Source organism: Gordonia sp. UBA7860 (assembly GCF_002500165.1).
In the GTDB taxonomy this organism is placed as follows: Bacteria; Actinomycetota; Actinomycetes; order Mycobacteriales; family Mycobacteriaceae; genus Gordonia; species Gordonia sputi.
Window position 1 is genome coordinate 1 of record NZ_DLSO01000162.1, and the last position, 19,060, is coordinate 19,060.

The 19,060-nt window shown below is 64.5% G+C and carries 18 protein-coding genes; 7 read left to right on the forward strand and 11 right to left on the reverse strand.

From position 1 onward, the window contains the following. Positions 1 to 155: 155 nt before the first annotated feature. From B3T59_RS20105 to B3T59_RS20115, 3 genes are read right to left on the reverse strand one after another with little or no spacing between them, the layout of a single operon-like run. Positions 156 to 1,232 carry an oxygenase MpaB family protein gene (locus tag B3T59_RS20105; RefSeq protein WP_287004954.1) on the reverse strand — a complete coding sequence of 359 codons (1,077 nt, stop codon included), beginning with the start codon at positions 1,230 to 1,232 and terminating at the stop codon, positions 156 to 158. 53 nt (positions 1,233 to 1,285) lie between these two features. Further along, on the reverse strand, positions 1,286 to 2,158 hold the full coding sequence (locus B3T59_RS20110; protein WP_287004955.1) for a biotin-dependent carboxyltransferase family protein: 873 nt from the start codon (positions 2,156 to 2,158) through the stop codon (positions 1,286 to 1,288). Beyond that, on the reverse strand, positions 2,155 to 2,868 hold the full coding sequence (locus B3T59_RS20115) for a 5-oxoprolinase subunit B family protein (RefSeq protein WP_287004956.1): 714 nt from the start codon (positions 2,866 to 2,868) through the stop codon (positions 2,155 to 2,157). The genes B3T59_RS20110 and B3T59_RS20115 overlap by 4 nt, the downstream gene beginning before the upstream one ends. A 73-nt stretch (positions 2,869 to 2,941) precedes the next feature. Between B3T59_RS20115 and B3T59_RS20120 the strand changes: the two genes are divergently transcribed. The 4 genes from B3T59_RS20120 (at position 2,942) to B3T59_RS20135 (ending at position 7,130) form a co-directional block, all read left to right on the forward strand. Next, entirely contained in the window at positions 2,942 to 3,886 is a 945-nt protein-coding gene (locus tag B3T59_RS20120) for a carbohydrate kinase family protein (RefSeq protein ID WP_287004957.1), read from the forward strand. Between the two features lie 162 nt (positions 3,887 to 4,048). After that, entirely contained in the window at positions 4,049 to 5,371 is a 1,323-nt protein-coding gene (locus B3T59_RS20125; protein ID WP_287004958.1) for a citrate synthase, read from the forward strand. A gap of 46 nt (positions 5,372 to 5,417) precedes the next feature. After that, a complete protein-coding gene (locus B3T59_RS20130) occupies positions 5,418 to 5,786 on the forward strand; it encodes an FKBP-type peptidyl-prolyl cis-trans isomerase (protein WP_005209292.1) in 369 nt (122 codons plus the stop codon). 51 nt (positions 5,787 to 5,837) lie between these two features. Beyond that, positions 5,838 to 7,130 (forward strand): cryptochrome/photolyase family protein, encoded by a 1,293-nt coding sequence (locus tag B3T59_RS20135; RefSeq protein WP_287004959.1) that lies wholly within the window; start codon positions 5,838 to 5,840, stop codon positions 7,128 to 7,130. Here the strand turns inward: B3T59_RS20135 and B3T59_RS20140 are convergent. Then, positions 7,082 to 8,164, reverse strand: coding sequence for an AsnC family transcriptional regulator (locus B3T59_RS20140; protein ID WP_287004960.1), 1,083 nt, complete (start codon positions 8,162 to 8,164; stop codon positions 7,082 to 7,084). The two genes, B3T59_RS20135 and B3T59_RS20140, sit on opposite strands and share 49 nt — an antisense overlap. Positions 8,165 to 8,292: 128 nt before the next feature. Between B3T59_RS20140 and B3T59_RS20145 the strand changes: the two genes are divergently transcribed. Next, a complete protein-coding gene (locus B3T59_RS20145; protein ID WP_287004961.1) occupies positions 8,293 to 9,750 on the forward strand; it encodes an MFS transporter in 1,458 nt (485 codons plus the stop codon). A gap of 422 nt (positions 9,751 to 10,172) precedes the next feature. On the opposite strand, the gene B3T59_RS20150 is transcribed toward B3T59_RS20145, so the two are convergent. The 5 genes from B3T59_RS20150 to B3T59_RS20170 are packed head-to-tail and all read right to left on the reverse strand — an operon-like array spanning position 10,173 to position 14,400. Then, entirely contained in the window at positions 10,173 to 11,402 is a 1,230-nt protein-coding gene (locus B3T59_RS20150) for an ABC transporter permease (RefSeq protein WP_287004962.1), read from the reverse strand. Then, positions 11,399 to 12,298 carry an ABC transporter ATP-binding protein gene (locus B3T59_RS20155; protein WP_287004963.1) on the reverse strand — a complete coding sequence of 300 codons (900 nt, stop codon included), beginning with the start codon at positions 12,296 to 12,298 and terminating at the stop codon, positions 11,399 to 11,401. Before B3T59_RS20155 ends, B3T59_RS20150 begins: the two co-directional genes overlap by 4 nt. Next, entirely contained in the window at positions 12,291 to 12,878 is a 588-nt protein-coding gene (locus tag B3T59_RS20160) for a hypothetical protein (protein WP_064905176.1), read from the reverse strand. Before B3T59_RS20160 ends, B3T59_RS20155 begins: the two co-directional genes overlap by 8 nt. Beyond that, entirely contained in the window at positions 12,875 to 13,198 is a 324-nt protein-coding gene (locus tag B3T59_RS20165) for a helix-turn-helix transcriptional regulator (protein ID WP_064905174.1), read from the reverse strand. Before B3T59_RS20165 ends, B3T59_RS20160 begins: the two co-directional genes overlap by 4 nt. Before the next feature lie 32 nt (positions 13,199 to 13,230). Then, the gene (locus B3T59_RS20170; protein ID WP_287004964.1) at positions 13,231 to 14,400 is read right to left on the reverse strand and encodes an NAD(P)-binding domain-containing protein; all 1,170 of its coding nucleotides are present in this window, start codon (positions 14,398 to 14,400) and stop codon (positions 13,231 to 13,233) included. Positions 14,401 to 14,493: 93 nt separating this feature from the next. On the opposite strand from B3T59_RS20170, the gene B3T59_RS20175 reads away from it, so the two are divergent. Then, the gene (locus tag B3T59_RS20175) at positions 14,494 to 15,225 is read left to right on the forward strand and encodes an enoyl-CoA hydratase (protein WP_064862816.1); all 732 of its coding nucleotides are present in this window, start codon (positions 14,494 to 14,496) and stop codon (positions 15,223 to 15,225) included. A 164-nt stretch (positions 15,226 to 15,389) separates the two neighbouring features. Then, on the forward strand, positions 15,390 to 17,213 hold the full coding sequence (locus B3T59_RS20180; protein ID WP_005209308.1) for a purine-cytosine permease family protein: 1,824 nt from the start codon (positions 15,390 to 15,392) through the stop codon (positions 17,211 to 17,213). 34 nt (positions 17,214 to 17,247) lie between these two features. On the opposite strand, the gene B3T59_RS20185 is transcribed toward B3T59_RS20180, so the two are convergent. Next, positions 17,248 to 18,330: an XdhC family protein gene (locus B3T59_RS20185; protein WP_287004965.1), complete on the reverse strand. Its 1,083-nt coding sequence runs from the start codon at positions 18,328 to 18,330 to the stop codon at positions 17,248 to 17,250. 50 nt (positions 18,331 to 18,380) lie between these two features. Then, positions 18,381 to 18,992, reverse strand: a complete 612-nt coding sequence (locus B3T59_RS20190) for a TetR/AcrR family transcriptional regulator (RefSeq protein WP_064862818.1) — start codon at positions 18,990 to 18,992, stop codon at positions 18,381 to 18,383. Positions 18,993 to 19,060 lie beyond the last annotated feature (68 nt).

Consider the following 19,060-nt stretch of genomic DNA (forward strand, 5'->3'; position numbering starts at 1 on the left):
GTGATCTCGACAGGCTCGATCAGCGGGTTGGGGCTCGATCAGCGGGTGGGCTCCGACCAGCGGGCCGGGCCCGACTGCGAAACGGCAGCCCCCGCTGGTCGAGCGGGCGCGAGCGCAGCGAGCACCCGAGTCGAGACCACTGCGCGTCGCAAACGTTAGTCGGCGGGGGTGACCCTGCCCGGATAGGTTGCGGTGCGTGCCGCGTGGACGGGGCAATAGTGCATCGACTTGCCGCGTTCGGATTCTGGCGGCAGGTTGCGCGACGGCGTCTCGACGAGCGGTGCGTCGGCGGCAACGCGCCCGTTCACGCGGTCCCACGCATCGCGTGCGCGGGGGTGTCGCCACGGCCGCCGGGGCAGCAACCGATGGAACACGAGGTTGTAGGTCTTGCCGAGGAGACGGAACAGCCTCTCGTCCCGGTCGGTCCAGGGGAGTGCCATCATCTCGCGGATCGGTTCGTCGTAGAACCCCGTGGTGAGCCAGATGAAGTTGCGGGCTACCACAGGGGCGATGACTCGACGCCAGAGTGCCGTCGGGATGAACGAGAGATAGGGGGGTGGGGGGAGCGTCGAAATGTCGAGGACCGTGCGCACCGACTCGTGGTCGCGAAGTACATTGCGGCACATGTGGTCCCAGTATTCGAGGAAGTCTTCGTAGGTGTCGGGTACCGGGCGCATGCTCACGCCGTACATGGCGTACCAGTTCTTCGATTCTTCGAAGAGTTGTCGCTTCTGGTCTTCGGTCAACCACGGACCGAACCTCTCGCAGAGGCGCACGTTCCCGTACCAGAAGGTGGCATGCGCCCAATAGAAGACGTCGGGGTCGAGGGCGTGATATCGCGAACCGTCGGGCATGGTGCCCTTGATCTCGCGGTGATAGTCGCGCACTTCTTTGCCAGTCTCGAAGCCCCAGTACTCGTCGAAGACCACGCCGCCGATCGGATACAGCGACCGCATGAGGCGTTGCCAGCGTTCGCCGAAGAAGTCGGAGTGATCCCAGACGGCCTGCCCGAGCTTGGGGTGCATGTTCTGAATCGACCCGGCCCACAGCCCCTGGATCATCCCGGTCCAGGTTCCCCACACCTGCCACGTCAGAGAGTCGGGACCCAGAGGCGGGTATTCGACATGCGGGTAGTCGGCACGACGTGGAGTGTCGGGCGTCGCAGCCTCACGCTCGGTGGCGCCGGACGATTCGGTCGACGAGCTCGACGGGTTGGCTGTGACGTGCGTCATGAGACGAAACCCTAGGTGCGTCTCACGACGCTGTCAACGCTGCGCGGCGGTGATCAGCTGGGCTGAAAGCTGACGCGCATGCCTGCGACAAGTTGCGCCGCAGCCGAGACCGACGCTGCCGACAGCACGCCGACGACCGGATATCCGCCGGTCACGGGGTGATCGGCGAGGAAGATCACCGGCTCGCCGGCAGGCGGAACCTGCACCGAGCCGTGGGCCACGCCCTCGGACGGCATCTCGGGAAGGTCGGCGCGGTGTGTCAGGGTTGGTGCGGTGTCGCCGTCGCAACGTCGCAGGCGCACCCCGACACGGTTGCTCGCGGGCGTGACCTCCCACGTGCCTTCGAAGAGGTCGTCCGGCTCGGCGAGGCGATCAGCGCGTGGCCCGGGAAACGTGATGAGCTCGACGACGCCGGGGCGTCGAGTGTCGGTCGGGGCATGCAGGGTTGCGGGCCACGTGTGGTGTGCATCTCCGATCTCGAGCTCATCGCCTTGCGTCAGCGGAGCCGGTCCTGTTCCGGACAGCGTGTCGGTCGACCGTGATCCGAGAGACGGCTCGACGTCGAATCCACCTCGCGCTGCAATGTAGTTGCGGCATCCCGATACCGGTGTCCCGACCTCGACATTTGCGCCGGCATGCGCCACGACCGCCGAATTGGTCCCGACGGCAACACCGTTGACCGAGACCGAAGCGTCGGCTCCCGTGACGGCCACGAGTGTGTCTGTGTCACAACGGAACACGAGGCCGCCGAGTGTGGTTTCGATCGTTGCGGCATCCTCGGAGTTGCCGACGAGGCGATTGGCAAGTGTCATCGCGACTCGATCTGCGGCACCCGATCTCGGCACTCCGAGGTGTTGGTAGCCGGGCCGTCCGAGATCCTGGATCGTCGCCAACGGCCCGGTGGCGATCACCGCGACGCGAGTCACCGGTTCTCCGTGTCGTCGTCAGGTCGGGTGGCAAGGTCTCGGGGGACGCCGGCGTCGACGAATCGGACGCGGGTACCGGGTGCGAGTATGGCAGGCGGGTCGTCGTGTTCGTTCCAGAGGCTGATTCTGGTGCGCCCCAGCAGGTTCCAGCCTCCGGGACTATCGCGTGGGTACACCGCGCTGTATCCGGCGGCGATCGCCACCGACCCGGCCGGCACGCGGGTACGGGCGTGTGGCCGTCGGGGAAGGTTCAGCAGTCCGGCGAGCGCGGTGTCGGCGGCGTCTGATGCGGGCACCAGATAGCCGAAACCCGGTGCGAAACCCATGAACTGGACGACCCATTCAGTGCCCCGGTGTGCCGCGATCACTGCGTCGACACTAACGTCGAGTGCGCCGGCGACGGCGTCGAGGTCGTCGCCGTTGTAGTGAACCGGTATCTCGACGGGTGATGGCGTCGAATCCGCAACATCGGCGCCGGTGGTCGCGAACCGCAGCGCGCGATGAATTCCGAGGACATCCACGCCGCCACTCGTCTTGCCCTGCACCAGAATTGACGACGCACTGGGCACCACGTCCTCGGTGGCCACGAGGCGACCGTCGGCAATCGCGGCCCGCAATGCGATCGCCGACTCGAGCACCGCGCGTGCCGGGTCATCGGCGTCGGCGAAGTCGAGAAGCACCGCATCGGGGCCGGCGGGTAACTCCTGCATACCGATCGAATCTACCGTCGACGGCCCCGTCCGGATGGCACACTGGGCGCGTGACACGCATGGGAGCGGATCGGTGAGAGAGATCGTCGTCTGCGGTGAGGCGCTTGTCGACGTGGTGTCCACAGCGGCGCCTGGCCCCGATCCGTCGCACCTTCCGCCGTTGCAGCCGGCACTGGGCGGTGGACCGTTCAACGTCGCGATCACCCTTGGCAGGCTCGGTAGTGCCGTCTCGTTCTGCTCCGCGGTCTCCACCGACACCTACGGCGACGCCATCGTGGCTGCTCTGAGTGCCGGGGGTGTCGGCACCACACTGGTCCAACGTCGCTCCGAACCCACGTCGCTCGCTCTGGCGACGATCGGCTCCGACGGCGCCGCGCACTACTCCTTCTACGTGGAGGGCACTGCCGACCGCCTGGTCTCCGAGCCCGGCGACTTCGCCGCGACCGTCTCCGCCGTGTGCTTCGGAACGTTGTCCATGGTCCTCGAGCCGGGTGCGAGCGTCTACGAGCTGGTGATGCGTCGAGCTCACGACGCCGGGCGTCTCGTCGCATTCGACCCGAACATCCGACCGTCCGTGATCGACGAACCCGACGTCTACCGTCGACGATTCTTGGACTGGATACCCATGATCGACGTCCTCAAACTGTCCGACGAAGACGTCGACTGGCTCGGCGACGGTGCCGACGGCTCGTCGGTCGACGACTGGCTTCGCGAGGGCGCGGGGGCCGTCGTGATCACCCACGGAGCCGACGGAATCTCCGTTCGCACACGCGAATTCACCGTGCTGGCACAGGCTCCGGAGACAACCGTCGTCGACACGATCGGGGCGGGCGACAGTGTGCTCGGAGGGTTGCTCCATTTCTTCGACGAGTCGGGCGATTTGTCCGCATCCGCAGTGCGGTCGCGCGACGCCGATTACTGGCTGCGGGCCGCGGACTACGCGGCACGAGTCGCCGCGGTGACCGTTTCGCGTCCCGGAGCCGACCCTCCGTGGGCGAGCGAGCTCGATGCTCCGTGATCGAGGCGCAGGTCAGGCGGTATTCGGCTACGTTTGACCAACGTCAATGCACCCTCCGTAGGCGCGCATGTCGATAACCGACTACGTTTAGTAACGGAGAGTCCGACTCACAGTGCGTCACATGTACCTGTGGGTCTCATACCTGAGTAAAGGGGTTTTGGAGTGTCCGCTGAAACAGCTCCCGCCGACTCGGCATCGGATACCGCCTCGTCGACGTTTACTTACCCCGGTGGGCAGCTCGAGCTTCCCATTCTGAAGGCCACCGCGGGCAGTGATTCGGTTGCGTTGGGCAAGTTCCTCGCAGAAACCAATCTCACGACGTTCGACGGCGGCTTTGTCAACACCGCAGCCTGCAAATCCGCGATCACCTATATCGACGGAGACGCAGGCATTCTGCGCTACCGGGGTATCCCGATCGACCAACTGGCAGAGAAGTCGACCTTCATCGAGGTCAGCTACCTGCTGATCTACGGCGAATTGCCGACTCCGAGCCAGCTCGACGAGTTCAACAACAAGATCCAGCGGCACACCCTGCTGCACGAGGATCTCAAGCGATTCTTCGACGGCTTCCCGCGCAACGCACACCCGATGCCGGTGCTGTCGAGCGCAGTGAACGCACTGAGTGCCTACTACCAGGACTCGCTCGATCCCAAGGACCCCGAGCAGGTCGAACTGTCGACGATCCGTCTGCTCGCCAAGCTGCCGACGATCGCCGCCTACGCCTACAAGAAGTCGGCGGGTCAGCCGTTCCTCTACCCCGACAACTCGCTGTCGCTGGTCGAGAACTTCCTGCGCATGACCTTCGGCTTCCCCGCCGAGCCCTATGTGGTCAACCCCGAGGTCGCCAAGGCCCTCGACATGCTGTTCATCCTGCACGCCGACCACGAGCAGAACTGCTCGACGTCGACGGTGCGTTTGGTCGGTTCGTCGCAGGCCAACCTCTTCACGTCCATCTCGGGCGGCATCAACGCACTCTGGGGCCCGCTGCACGGCGGCGCCAATCAGGCCGTGCTCGAGATGCTCGAAGACATCAAGGCTTCCGGTGGCGACACCAAGGCGTTCATGACCAAGGTCAAGAACAAGGAAGACGGTGTGAAGCTCATGGGCTTCGGACACCGCGTCTACAAGAACTACGATCCGCGCGCAGCGATCGTGAAGAAGACCGCCGACACGATCCTCGAATCGCTCGGCGTCCAGGACGATCTGCTCGACATCGCCAAGGGACTCGAAGAAGTCGCCCTCAACGACGACTACTTCATCTCGCGCAAGCTCTACCCGAACGTCGACTTCTACACCGGCGTCATCTACCGGGCCATGGGCTTCCCGACCCGCATGTTCACGGTGCTCTTCGCACTCGGACGTCTGCCGGGGTGGATCGCGCACTGGCGTGAGATGAACACAGATCCCGCGACCAAGATCGGCCGACCGCGTCAGCTCTACACCGGTTACCCCGAGCGTGATTACGTCACGATGGGCGACCGCTGAGTTCGTCGCTTCGACCTGACCACCCGACGACTCAAAGGAGAGTCCCGTGACCAGCACCGAGAAGCCAGAAGTCGAGTTCCAAGAGGGTCCCGCTCCTAGTGAGCTGGTGATCGCAGACATCATCGTCGGCGACGGCGACGAGGCAAAGCCGAGCGACGTCGTCGACGTGCATTACGTCGGCGTCGACTTCGAGTCGGGCGAAGAGTTCGACTCGTCGTGGGACCGTGGTCAGTCGGCCAACTTCCCGCTCGATCGGCTCATCCCGGGCTGGCAGCAGGGAATCCCGGGCATGAAGGTCGGCGGTCGCCGTCGCCTCACCGTGCCACCCGCGCTGGCCTATGGGCCGGAGGGTGCGGGTCACCGGTTGTCCGGACGGACTCTGGTCTTCGTCATCGACCTGCTGGGTGTGGGCTAGATCGCCTCGCAACGCAACAACGCCGGTGCATCGGACGTCGATGCGCCGGCGTTGTGCTGGCTACGTCGTGATCTGCGGCTAGGGGATCTCCCCGCGCTGGGCGAAGCGATCGGCGACGGCAATCGCGAGGTTCTCGTCTGCTTCGTGCTTGACCCGCGTCTCGAATCCTCTTCAGGCGAGCGACGACTCGCCTTTCTCTACGACTCGCTACGCGAGATCGACGCCAAGCTCGACGGCAAGCTCCTCGTCGTACGTGGCCGACCCGACGAGGAGATCCCGCGACTGGTCGACGCCGTCGGCGCGGGTTCGGTGCATGTGAGCGAGGACTTCTCGCCGTTCGGGCGGCGTCGAGACGATGCCGTCGTCACTGCACTCCAAGAATCTGGCGCGACGTGGCAACCCGTCGGCTCGCCCTACCTTGTCTCGCCGGGGAGGGTGACGAAGTCCGACGGCACACCGTACAAGGTCTTCACGCCGTTCTTCCGAGCATGGCGCGACCACGGTTGGCGCGCGCCGGCAAAGACCGAAGCGCCGTCGAACATCCTGAATCCCAGCGACATTCACCCCTCCGGGCGAATCAGGATTCCGGCGGCACCCACGACGCTGGACCTGCCTGCCGGTGAAGACGCGGCTCTCGAGCGGTGGCGCACCTTTGTTGACGACGACCTGTCGGGCTACGACTCCGACAGGGACAGGCCAGATCTCGATGCGTCGAGCAGGATGTCGGCATATCTGAAGTTCGGCAATATCCACCCGCGCACAATGGCCGCCGACCTCGGTAGGTCGCAGTCGGCGCAGGCGTATCTGCGGGAGCTGGCATTCCGCGACTTCTACGCCGACGTGCTCTACAACTGGCCAAAGAGCCTCTGGCACAACTGGAATGACCAGTTCGACGACATCAGACTCGACACCGGAAAGTCTGCAGAGAAGCACTTCGACGCATGGCGTGAGGGGCGAACCGGCTTCCCGCTCGTTGACGCGGGGATGCGCCAACTGAGCGAAACAGGATTCATGCACAACCGGGTGCGCATGATTGCTGCGTCGTTTCTGGTGAAAGATCTGCACCTGCCGTGGTGGTGGGGTGCGAAGTGGTTCCTCGACCAACTCACCGACGGCGACATGGCGTCGAATCAGCACGGTTGGCAGTGGGCTGCGGGCACGGGAACCGATGCGGCACCCTACTTTCGGGTGTTCAACCCGGAGACGCAGGCCAAGAAGTTCGATCCCGACAGCGAATACATCCGACGCTGGATTCCCGAATTCGGCACCGACGATTATCCGGAACCGATCGTCGATCACAAAGCCGAACGCGAAGAGGCACTTCGACGCTTCGGCGAGCTCTGAGACGCCGAAACCCTCGGTGGCGCAAGACGATCCCCGCTCACGAGCGAACCCGCGTTCTTGACGCGCGAGAGCAGCGGGAGCAGTTCGTACGAGGTGATCCCGTCGAGGCGCCCGAGGACATCGGTGACAAACGAGTACAGCTCGTCGGTGTCGTGCACCATGACGCTGGCCGACAGGTTGGCCGGACCGGTGACGGCGACCGCGAACGGAACGTCGGGGTGTGACGCCAATGCCTCGCCCACCGAAGCCAGATGTCCGGGCTGAACCGTCAGCCAGATCGCGACGGCGTCCCGTCCCATCGCGGCAGCGGCAAGATCGACGTCGAAATAGGCGATACCCGACCAGACGAGTTGTTCGACGCGTCGGGTGACCTTGCCGGGCGTCGAACCCACTGCTCGCGCGAGGTCGGTGTACGACGTGCGGCCGTCGCGGGTCAGTATGTCGATAATCGCGCGATCGGTGCGATCGATGGTCGTCGACGACGCCCCGCCCGCGGGTCCGCGTGGAATCCTCGTCGCGGCAAGCGCATCCGCTTCCGATCGTGAGAGTGCATCGTGCCAGCCCTCCCAATCCGTTGGTGCACCACCGACATACGTGTGCAGCACAGCAGCGGGTCGCACATCGAGGACGGGTGCGGCCTTGGGAAGTGTGCGGGTTAGTAGTTCCGTTCCGCCGTACGGTTGCGCAGCGCGCAGGTTGAAGACGATCTCCCAGCCCGCTTCGTAGATCGACACCCACGAGACGTCGTCCCGTGCCGCGAGTGCTGCGGCGATGGCGTCGGCTCCTTCCGGGCGACACCGTACCCGCACGAGCCACGTCGAATTGCCCAGCGCGCGTGGATCGGTCGCCATGGTGACCCGCAACAGACCGTCGCGGCGTAGGCGCCGGTAGCGTCGGGCGATCGTCTGTTCGGCCACACCCAGGACATCGGCGATCTCGCGGAACGACGCCCGCGGCGACAGTTGGATCGCGCGAGCGATTCTCGTGTCGAGGCTGTCCAGAATGGAGGATTCCGGCGATGTCGTGGCTCCCATGTCCATGATTTTACGTAGTTGGGGTTTCCTGGCGACTGGCCGGCGATGCGAGATCACACTTGTGTCATGCGGCCTGACGTGCGCTGATGCACGGATTTCGGGCGAACTTCTCGAAAGGGACTCAACTCATGGAACGTAAATGGTGGACGCTTGTCGTCGTCTGCGCAGCGACTTTCATGTTGCTGCTCGACGTGACGATCGTCGTCGTCGCTCTCCCTGACATCAAGACGGCACTCGGCGCGAGTTTCAGTCAGTTGCAGTGGGTCACCGACGCGTATGCGCTCGCTCTGGCGTCCTTGCTGACGTCGGGGTCGATCGCCGACAGGTTCGGTAGACGGCGGATCTTCTCGATCGGACTGGTGATCTTCACAGTCGGCTCGCTGCTCTGCGGCGTCGCCCAGGATCCGGTCATGCTGATCATCTCCCGCGCACTGCAGGGCATCGGTGGTGCGGCACTGTTCTCGACGTCGCTCGCGCTGCTGGCGTCGACCTTCCACGGTCGCGAGCGCGGCGTCGCGTTCGGTGCGTGGGGAGCGGTCACGGGTGTGTCGACGGCTCTCGGCCCCATCCTCGGCGGCGTGCTGACCACCGGCGTCAGTTGGCGGGCCATCTTCCTGGTCAACCTGCCCATCGGTATCGTCGCGCTGCTCATCACCTGGAAGATGGTCGACGAGTCGCGCTCGCCCCATGCACGTCGGATCGACTGGCCCGGTGTCATCGCGTTCACCGCGGGACTCGTCGCGCTGGTGTACGGCTTCACCGAAGCGGGGCAGCGTTCGTGGGGCGACGGCGTCGTGGTCGGCTCGTTCATCGCCGCCGTGGTGCTGTTGGTGGTATTCGTCGTCATCGAGTTGCGGGTCGACGAGCCGATGTTCGACCTCTCGCTGCTGCGTATCCCGACCTTCACCGGCGGACTGATCGCCGCATTCGCCATGAACGGCTCACTGTTCGCGATGCTGCTGTACGTGGTGCTCTACCTGCAGGACGGACTCGAGTACTCCGCACTGCAGACCGGTCTGCGTCTGCTCGTGATGTCCGGCTGCACGATGGTGAGCGCCACGATCGCCGGTCGACTGTCGGAGAAGGTGCCGGTGCGTTGGCTGATCGGGCCCGGCCTGATCATCGTCGGCGTCGGACTGTTCGTGATGGCCGGACTCGACCAGAACTCGTCGTGGACGCATCTGATCCCGGGACTGATCGTCGCCGGTATCGGCAGCGGACTGGTCAACCCACCGCTCGCCGCGACCGCCGTCGGCGTTGTCGATGTGCACCGCTCCGGTATGGCGTCGGGCATCAACACCACGTTCCGCCAGATCGGCATCGCCGTCGGCATCGCGGTCTACGGCACCGCCTTCAGCTCGAAGCTGAGCTCGTCGTTTCGCGAGAACCCCGCCGGCGGCAAGCACGCCGCCTACGCCGACGCCCTCAACACGTTGTTCTGGATCAGCGGCGCTGTCGCCGTTGTTGGCGGCCTTGCCGCGCTGGTGCTGATCCGCAGCCGCGACTTCGTGCCGCACGGCCCTGCCCCGACTACCGAGGGCGGCGACACGTCGAGCGAGGGCGCCGAGGTGTCGGCCCCGGCCTGAGGTCGCACGAGGTGGGGCGGCGTGCGCGGCCTCACCCGGCCGGCAGAAACCCGGGGAAGAGATCTTTCCCGGGTTTCGTGCCTTTGCTCGTGTTGTTTCTCGAGGAGAGGTCGGTTTCTCGGGGAAAGTTCTCTTCCCCTAGTTTCTGCGGGCGGGGGTGTTGGGTTGGTGGTGTTCGTCCCCGGGTATCTGCGGGTGGGGGTGTGGTGCTGGTCCTCGGCGTCGAGCCTCTCAGCTGGGCAGAAACCCGCGGAAGGGTTCTTTCCGCGGGTTTCGTGTCTTTGCTCGTGTTGTTTCTCGAGGAGAGGTCAGTTTCTGACGGAAAGACCCCTTCCCCTGGTTTCTGCGCGGGCCGGGACTCTGCGCGGCCGGGGCCCGAGGCCCGGGGTGCTCGGCCCCGGGCGCCGACGCCAACCCCGCCCCTAGCGCGCCATCGAGAGCACTTCGGACCACTTGACGCGGCTGCCGGTGCGCAGGATCGAGCGCTGGTAGATGCGCGCGGCGAACCAGGTCGCGGCGGCGCAGGCCAGAATCATCAGGATCAGCGTGACCACGATCTGCATGGCGTTGGTGTCGCCGGTGGCGATCCGGATCGGCATCAGTACGGCCGAGAACGGCGGAATCCACGTCAACACTTCGATGAACGTCGACTGCAGCGACTGCACGCCGAAGATCCCCGCGTACATCACGGCCATCGACAGCACGGTGAGCGGCATGATCGTCGAACCAAGTTCTTCCTGGCGCGAAACCAGTGCTCCCGCAGCGGCATACAGCGTCGCGAAGAACAGGTATCCGAGTAGGAACCACACCAGCACCGCGAGGAACATCCAGATCGCGGTACCGGCGATCGTCAACATCCCGGTGGCGATCCCCGCGATCAGAGCGGTCAGGCCGAGTATCACCACCTGCCCGAGTGCGACAGCACCGATCCCCAGGATCTTGCCCCACATCAGGTGCAGCGGCTTGACCGTCGCCAACAGCAGCTCGACGATCCGCGACGTCTTCTCTTCCACAACACCCACGGCAATCATGTTGCCGCCCAACATGATCGCTGTGATGAGTAGAATCGCACCGACGAGCGCGATCACGATCCGCTGCGCCTTGTCCGGCTTGTCCGGGGTGGTTTGGACGGTGGTGATCGTCGGTGCAGGCAGCGCTGCCGCGTCGACACCGCGGGCAGCGAGACCCTGTGCCAACTCGTGCTGCTGGATCGAGCCGCGCAACACGCCCGACAGCGAGTCCGACAACCCCGTCTTGCTGACGATCGCATACGACTCACCGGAACCCCGCACCACCGCAGCATCGAGATCACCAGATTCGACGCTGCTGCGCGCCTGCGATAACGCATCCGGACCAGAAGCGATTGATACGACGGTGATCGGCGTGCCGCTGGCCTCGCCCACCTGGCCGATCGTCGTCGACAGCGAACTGTCGCCCGCGATGCCGACACGCTCCGGGTCGGTTCCGCCACCGGAGATCGCCTTCCAGACGATCAGCCCGCCGACGATTACGAGCATCAACACGACGGTGCTGACGATGAAGGATCGCGTCTTGGCACGCGTGGCGATTTCGCGTTGTGCCACAAGGCGAATCGACTGCAGCGCACTCGCGCCGGTGGACGTTGTGTTGCCAGTGGAATTGTGGGAGGTCATGCCGTCACCACCTCTCGGAAGAGTTCGGTCAGGTCGGGTGTTGTCCGCGCGAAGCGGTGTACCGGCCCGTGTGTCAATGCGCGATTGAGTACTGCCTGGTCGTCGAGCGTCGTCGGGTCGACGCGCAGCCGCGCACCGCCCGGCTGGTATTCGGCCTCCAGCACTCCCGGGCAGTCGTCGGCCCAGCGCGTCGTCGACTCAGGACCGTCGACCTCGAGGATCACGCCAGCACGCGTCCGGAGATCGTCGACGGCGCCGAGCGCACGCATTCTGCCCTTGACGACGATGCCGACCCGATCACACAATCGCTGCACCAGATCGAGCTGATGCGACGAGAAGATCACCGGAATGCCTTCGGCCGCTTTCTCTTTCAGAACATCACTCATCACGTCGACGGCCACCGGGTCGAGGCCCGAGAACGGCTCGTCGAGGACGAGTACGTCCGGATCGTGGACCAGCGCCGCGGCGAGCTGTACGCGTTGCTGGTTGCCGAGCGAGAGGTCGGCGACGTTGTCGTCGTATCGTTCGTCGACGCCGAGTCGCTGGGTCCAGCGCCGTGCACTCTCGGTGGCCTGGTCGGCACTCATTCCGTGAAGACGCGCGAGGAACACCAGCTGCTCGCCGACCTTCATCTTGGGATAGAGCCCACGCTCCTCCGGCATGTACCCGATTCGACGCCGCGTGCTGAGGTCGATGGGTGCGTCACCGAGCGTCACCCGACCCGAATCCGGTTCGAGCACACCGAGAATGATGCGCATCGTCGTCGACTTGCCTGCGCCGTTACTGCCGACGAAGCCGAAGATCTCTCCGGGTGCGACGGTGAATGTCATGTCATCAAGGGCGACGACGTCGCCATACCGTTTGGATAGTCCGTCAACGGTGAGGGATTCAGGCATGATCTTCCTCCTCGTAGGTTGCGAAATCTTCGGGGTCGGCGTCGTCGCTCCACCACGCGGTCAGCATGGTTGGCACGAGGGCGCCGGTCAGCACGAGGCTGATGAGCAAAATGGCGGTGCCGTAGACCAGCTGGCCGTGTACCTGCTCTCGGGTGCCCAGGACGATCAGGATGATGTACGGGATGAACATCAGCGAGAAGAGGGCGATGAATCCCACTGATCGGGCCGAGTTACGTTGCGCGAGTTGGATTTCGTCGAGCGCGGTGACCGGGGTTTCGGCGATGGAGCCGGTCACGATCCGCAGCAGATACTGCACGACGAACGCGCCGACGATGGCAATGATGAACGGGATGAAGAACGCGTAGGTGAAGAATGCCACCACCGCGCTGGCCAAGAGCACGACCAGCACCACGATCTCCGCAAGGACGATCCGTCGCGCGGCTCGACGATTGCGCCAGCTCATCAGCTTGCCTGCATGACGTTGGTTGAAGCGAACATGGCGTTGACCACGCCACTCGTCGTAGCGACGCCACAGCTCGGGCGTCGCTTCGGCCGGGATGGCCGAGTTGGGATCCCTCATTGTGCTTCCTCCGTGGTGGACGACGGTTGCGGTGAGTGTGTTTCGTCGACGCGGATGGCGCGTCGGGGGTAGAGCTCGGCCGACATCGCCGAGAACTCGGTGCGACTGAACACCGCTTCTACGGGGAGGTCGAAGACGTCGCAGATGCGAAACGCGAGGTCGAGGCTCGGGTAGTTGTCGCCCCGCTCGAGCGCACCGACGGATTGGACGTTGATGCCGACGAGTGCTGCCAGGTCGGCACGCGACATCCGCCGCTCGGCGCGTAGAACTCCGATGCGGTTGTAGATGGGGAGCTTTTCTCCCCGCCGTACTGGACTCACACTACATAGTGTTGGGAAAACACAACAACTTGTCAAGGTTGGGCGTCGAGAATCTCCAAAACGTTGCGCGCTGCCTCACGACCCGCGCGGTTGGCGCCGATCGTCGACGCTGATGGTCCGTAGCCGAGCAATTGGATGCGTGGGTCGTCTGCAACGGTGGTGGCGAGGCGTCCGGTCATGACGATTCCGCCTCCCGGTCCGCGCAGATGGAGAGGTGACAGATGATCGAGCGCACTTCGGAATCCGGTGTTCCAGAAGATGACGTCGACGTCGAGCTGTTCGCCCGCAGCCACCGGGCTGCCGCCATTCGCGCGATCGCCGTCGGCCCCGCCAGTACAGTCCCAGCACACGCCGGTCTCGGTGATGCGGGTGAACATCGGTCGCCAGTTGTCGAGGATTCCGTCTCGCTGCGCCGCTTCGATGGTCGGTGTCAGTGCGAGTCCGGTCACCGAGACCACCGACGTCGGCGGTAGTCCCGCGCGAACCCGACGTTCGACGCGCGCCACGGCTTGGCGACCGAGTTCGGGTGAGAAGGGATTCGAATCGAAGCGCGGTTCGGTGCGCGAGCACCAGAATGTCTGGACGCCGGGGGCGCGTCGAGCGATCTCGATCAGAAGCTGAACCGCCGAGATGCCCGCGCCGACGACCAGTACGCGCTGACCGGCGAACTCCTCGGGGCCGGTGTAGTCGTGCGTGTGCAGTTGCCTGCCGCGAAAGTCTGCAGCTCCGGGTATGTGGGGGATGAACGGCCTTTCCCACGTTCCGGTGGCATTGATGAGTGTGCGCGCGGCGATCTCTCGTCCGCGGAGTCGACCACCGAGCGTCACCCGGAACCCTTCGCCGTCACGTTCGACGGAACGTACGTCGACGGGTCGACGCACCCGTAGCCCGAACCTGTTCTCGTACTTCGCGAAATACTCGGGAACCACGGACGACGCCGGGAACTCGCCGCGATCGATGCCCACTGCTTCAGCAAGCCCGTATCCGGGTAGGTCGTGAACACGGTTGGTGCCCGACAGCGTCAGCGTCGGCCATCGGAACTGCCACGCACCGCCGGGGCGCGGGGAATGGTCGAGCAATTGGTAGCGGTCGCCGAGGCCGAAGCGTTGCAGAAAGTAGGCCGCCGACAGTCCCGCCTGGCCGCCACCGATGACGAGGACATCGCTGAACGCGTCGGGTTCCTGCGCGACGGACTCATGCACATCCGGGGATTGCGGACTCGGAGGACAGCGACGGACTCGACACCTCTCCAGTGTGCCCGCCGGAAAACGGCAGGGCTGGGTAGTCTCTCCTGCATGATCCACTCGCATGCAGAAGGTTCGGTGACGACGATTGAGCTCGATCGCCAGGACAAGCGCAACGCACTCAACGAGGACATGGTCGACGGTCTCGCGAAGGCTTTCGCCGACGCCGTCGACGCGGGCAGCAGGGCAATCGTGGTCACCGGCCGCGGCAGTGTATTCAGCGCGGGTGCCGACCTGTCCGGCCCCGTCTACGACCCCGCGTTCCTCGAGAAGCTCATCGCCACGCTGCGCGAGATCGAGTCGGTGCCCGTGCCCGTGATCGCTGCACTCAACGGTTCGGCACTCGGCGCGGGACTGCAATTGGCAATGGCGGCCGACCTTCGGGTGATGGCTCCCGACGCACTTGCGGGTATCCCGGCAGCGAAACTCGGTGTTGCCGTTGACGAGTGGACAATTCGACGCCTCGTCTCGCTTGTGGGCGCCGGTCAGGCACGCGGCATGTTGATCGGCTGCGATCCGTTGTCGGCCGACCGCGCGCACGCGCTCGGCTTCGCCAATCGCATCGGCGACCTCACCGACGCCCAGCATTGGGCGGCGACCATCGCCGATCTCGCACCCTTGACTCTGCAGCACTACAAGTTGGTACTCAACGGCGACGGCGCGCGCAACGACGCCCCCGCCGACCGTCAGGCCGCGATGCGTCGCGCGTGGGAAAGCGAAGACCTGCTCGAGGGGCGCGCCGCCCGCTCCGAGAAGAGAAAGCCGGAGTTCACGGGAAAGTAGATCGGACAACACTTTTCGTCGTCGACGGTGCGTCTGCGGGCGCATCGTCGAACGGTCGTGGCTGTGATGTCTAGTTTTCCTGTGTGAAACATTCCGAGTAACTCGCTGAAACATGGCCTCCGTACGTTTGGCCGGTCTGTAACTCGGATCACGCAGGAGGGCCGATGGCCACCGATAAGCATCACGAACCCATCGGCGAGGTCGCCGACGAGGTCGGCGAGATAGAGAACGCCGAACACAGCATCATCGCCACAGGTGCGCAGGCCGCGGCCATGCGTGAAACCCTGGAGGACTACACACTTCGTTTCGCCCCCCGCAGCTACCGCAAATGGGGTCCGGGCGTCGTCGCCATCTCGGCGCTCGGCGGTATCGCCTACCTCGCCGACTTCGCGATCGGCGCAAACATCGGCATCGCCAACGGAACCGGAAATGCCTTGTGGGGCATCCTGTTCTTCGCTGTTGTCATCGTGATCACCGGTTACCCGCTTGCCTTCTATGCCGCGCGGTACAACATCGATCTCGACCTCATCACGCGCGGAAGCGGTTTCGGCTACTACGGCTCGGTGCTGACGAACGTCATCTTCGCGTCGTTCACCTTTATCTTCTTCGCCCTCGAGGGCTCGATCATGGCGCAGGGCCTCAAACTCGGTCTGCACATACCGCTGTGGCTCGGCTATCTTCTCTCGTCGCTGTTGGTCATCCCGTTGGTCATCTACGGCATGAACACACTCGCCAAACTGCAGGTGTGGACCACACCGCTGTGGCTCGTCATGATGGTGTTGCCATTCATCTACCTGGTGATCAAGCATCCGTCGGCCATCGGTGACTTCTTCGCGTTCAGTGGTATCGACGGCGACGGCAACCCGGCAGGGAAGGGCGTCAGCTTCGCGGGAACCATGCTCGCAGCCGGTGTCTGTTTGTCCCTGATCGCACAGATCGCCGAGCAGGTCGACTACCTGCGCTTCATGCCGCCCCGCACCCCCGACAACAAGCGAAAGTGGTGGTCCGCAACGCTTATCGCCGGACCGGGGTGGGTGTTCTTCGGTGCCATCAAGCAGATCGTCGGTCTGTTCCTCGCCGTGTACCTGATCGGAATCAGTGTCGACAACGCCGGCATCGCGAACCAGCCCGTCCATCAGTTCGTCGAGATCTACCAGGACTTCCTGCCGCACTGGCTGGCTCTGACCCTCGCCGTGATCCTCGTGGTGATCAGCCAGGTGAAGATCAACGTCACCAATGCCTACTCGGGTTCGCTGGCCTGGACCAACGCATTCACGCGCGTCACCAAGACCTACCCCGGACGCCTGGTGTTCTTGTTCTTCAACGTGGCGATCGCGATCGTGCTGATGGAAGCCAACATGTTCAGCTTCCTCAACAACCTGCTGAACTTCTACGCGAACTGCGGTATCGCCTGGATCGCCGTCGTCGCGTCGGACATCGTGATCAACAAGTACATCCTGGGTATCTCGCCGAAGCAGCCGGAGTTCCGTCGCGGCATGATCCACAGCGTCAACCCGGTCGGATTCGGCTCACTCCTGATCTCGGCAGGTGCGTCAATCCTGGTGTACTTCCACGTCTTTGGTGATGCCATCCAGCCGTACTCGCCGCTGGTGGCACTTGTGCTCGCCATCGTCCTGCCGCCGATCTTCGCGATCGCCACCAAGGGCAAGTACTACCTGCGTCGCGTCGACGACGGCATCGACATCCCGATGTACGACGAGCACGGCAACCCCACCGACGAGAAGTTGTTGTGCTGCGTCACCAACATCGAGTTCGAGCGACCCGACATGATCGCTTCGGCGGTGCCCGGTCCGAACGGCGAGAAGCAGTACATCAGCTCGCTCGCGCTGTCGTGCGACAAGACCGGTGAGCACGTCCTGCCCGCCCAGGACGTGATGTCGATGACTTCCGACATCCCCGCTGCGACAACCGAAGAGGCGACGGCGACACCGAGCTCGTCCTCGGATGCGTCGAAGAAGGACGCATAGCGCCACGGGCAGAATTGACGACGTCGGGTTCGCTTCAGAGATGGAGCGGACCCGACGTCGTGTGTAGTGGGGCAGCCGATGCGGCGTGTCGATCCGCGATCAGCTGCGCGGCAATCGACACGGCGACCTCGGCGGGCGTATGTCCCCCAAGGTCGAGTCCGACCGGCGATCGCAGGCGACTCAAATGCGCTGCCGTGACGCCGGATTCGACGAGGCGCTCGTTGCGATCGGCCACCGTCCGCCGGGAGCCGAGTGCTCCGACAAACCCTGCGCCGGAATCGGTCAGAGCCACGCGAAGCGTCGGGACGTCGAACTTGGGGTCGTGCGTCATGACGCAGATCGAGGTGGTGGCATCGACTGCGCCGGAGCGTATCTCGGACTCGAGGTAGCGATGCGGCCAGTCGATGATTACCTCATCGGCATCGGGGAATCGAGCGCGGGTGGCGAAGACCGGGCGCGCGTCGACGACGGTCACCCGATAGCCGAGTGAGCGCCCGATGCTGCTCGTGGCACGCACGAAGTCGTTGGCGCCCACCAGGATCAGCCGTGCGGGAGGGGCAAAGGTCTGTACGAACGTGCGCGGACGGTCGCCGCCCGACTCCGCGGGCTCGTCACAGTCGTCGACGCCGATGATGCCGCTACGTCCCGACGCGAGGAGGTCGGCGACGTCGCGGCCGAGCCGAAGCCACGGTTCGCGTGCCGACGTCGTGATGTGCCATTCGGGGGAGATGCCGAGGGTGGTCGCCCAGGCGACTCGACGGTCCGCCGCGAGATGTTCGGCGAGTTCTTCCAAAGGGCGTCGATGATCGGAGTCGACACGTTCGACGAAGACCTCCAGCGATCCGCCGCAGGTCAGGCCGATTTCGATTCCGTCGGCATCGGCAATGCCGAAGTGTTCGACGACGGCACAACCATCGTCGAGCACGCTCAAGCAGGTGTGGACGAGCGCGGATTCGACGCAGCCGCCCGAGACCGACCCGATGACCTCTCCGTCGGCGGTGACAGCCATCGCGGCGCCGACATCGCGCGGGGTCGGGCCACTCGTGTCGATGATGCGAGCAACGGCGACCGGCCCACGACTGAGACGATCGATCACCACCGGCAACACATCACGCATTGATCCAGTGTCGGTGCCGTGGCGCGGTTGCGCCACTCGGCGTCACCGTCTCAGCGTGGCGCGACGTGCGTCATGACGTCACGCACCATCGACGACGTGATGGCGCCGAGAGCGCTGTCGTCGGCTGTCGAGAGGTAGACCAGGGTGATCGCGATGATGTTGGCGATGAACACGGGGGCAATGCGATCAACCGGCGTGAGCCAATCGATCTGCGCCTGCTCGCCCGCCGCAGCAAGCCCTTGTGCCGCAAGTGCATAGAGATGCTCGTACATCTGCTTGCCCGCAGGCTGCAGTTCGGGATGATTGTGCGCGTAGATGCCGAGGGAGATCGTGGCCTGGAGTCGCCCGGGGTCGGCTTTGAGCATCATGTAGAACGCGTCGAGTTGCTCGAACATCTTGGTACGCATCGCCTCGACGCCGACCGCCGACGATTCGCCCACCGGCAGCAGCGACTCGAGCATCAGCGAAACGTCTTCGGGCACAGCCTTTTCCATCACTGCCCAGAGCAACGCGGTGCGACTCTCGAACGCGTAGTGGAAACTCGCCAGTGGCATCCCGGCATGCGCGCAGATGCGTCGCGTCGTTGCGCCTTCGACGCCGTGATCGGCGATCACGCGATATGCGGATTCGACGAGCGCTGTGCGCCTGTCGTCGACGGACATCCGAGCCAACGGACCGCTCACTCCCCGGTTGAAACAGATAGGTGACGGAAGCCTATCAGGGTCGATAT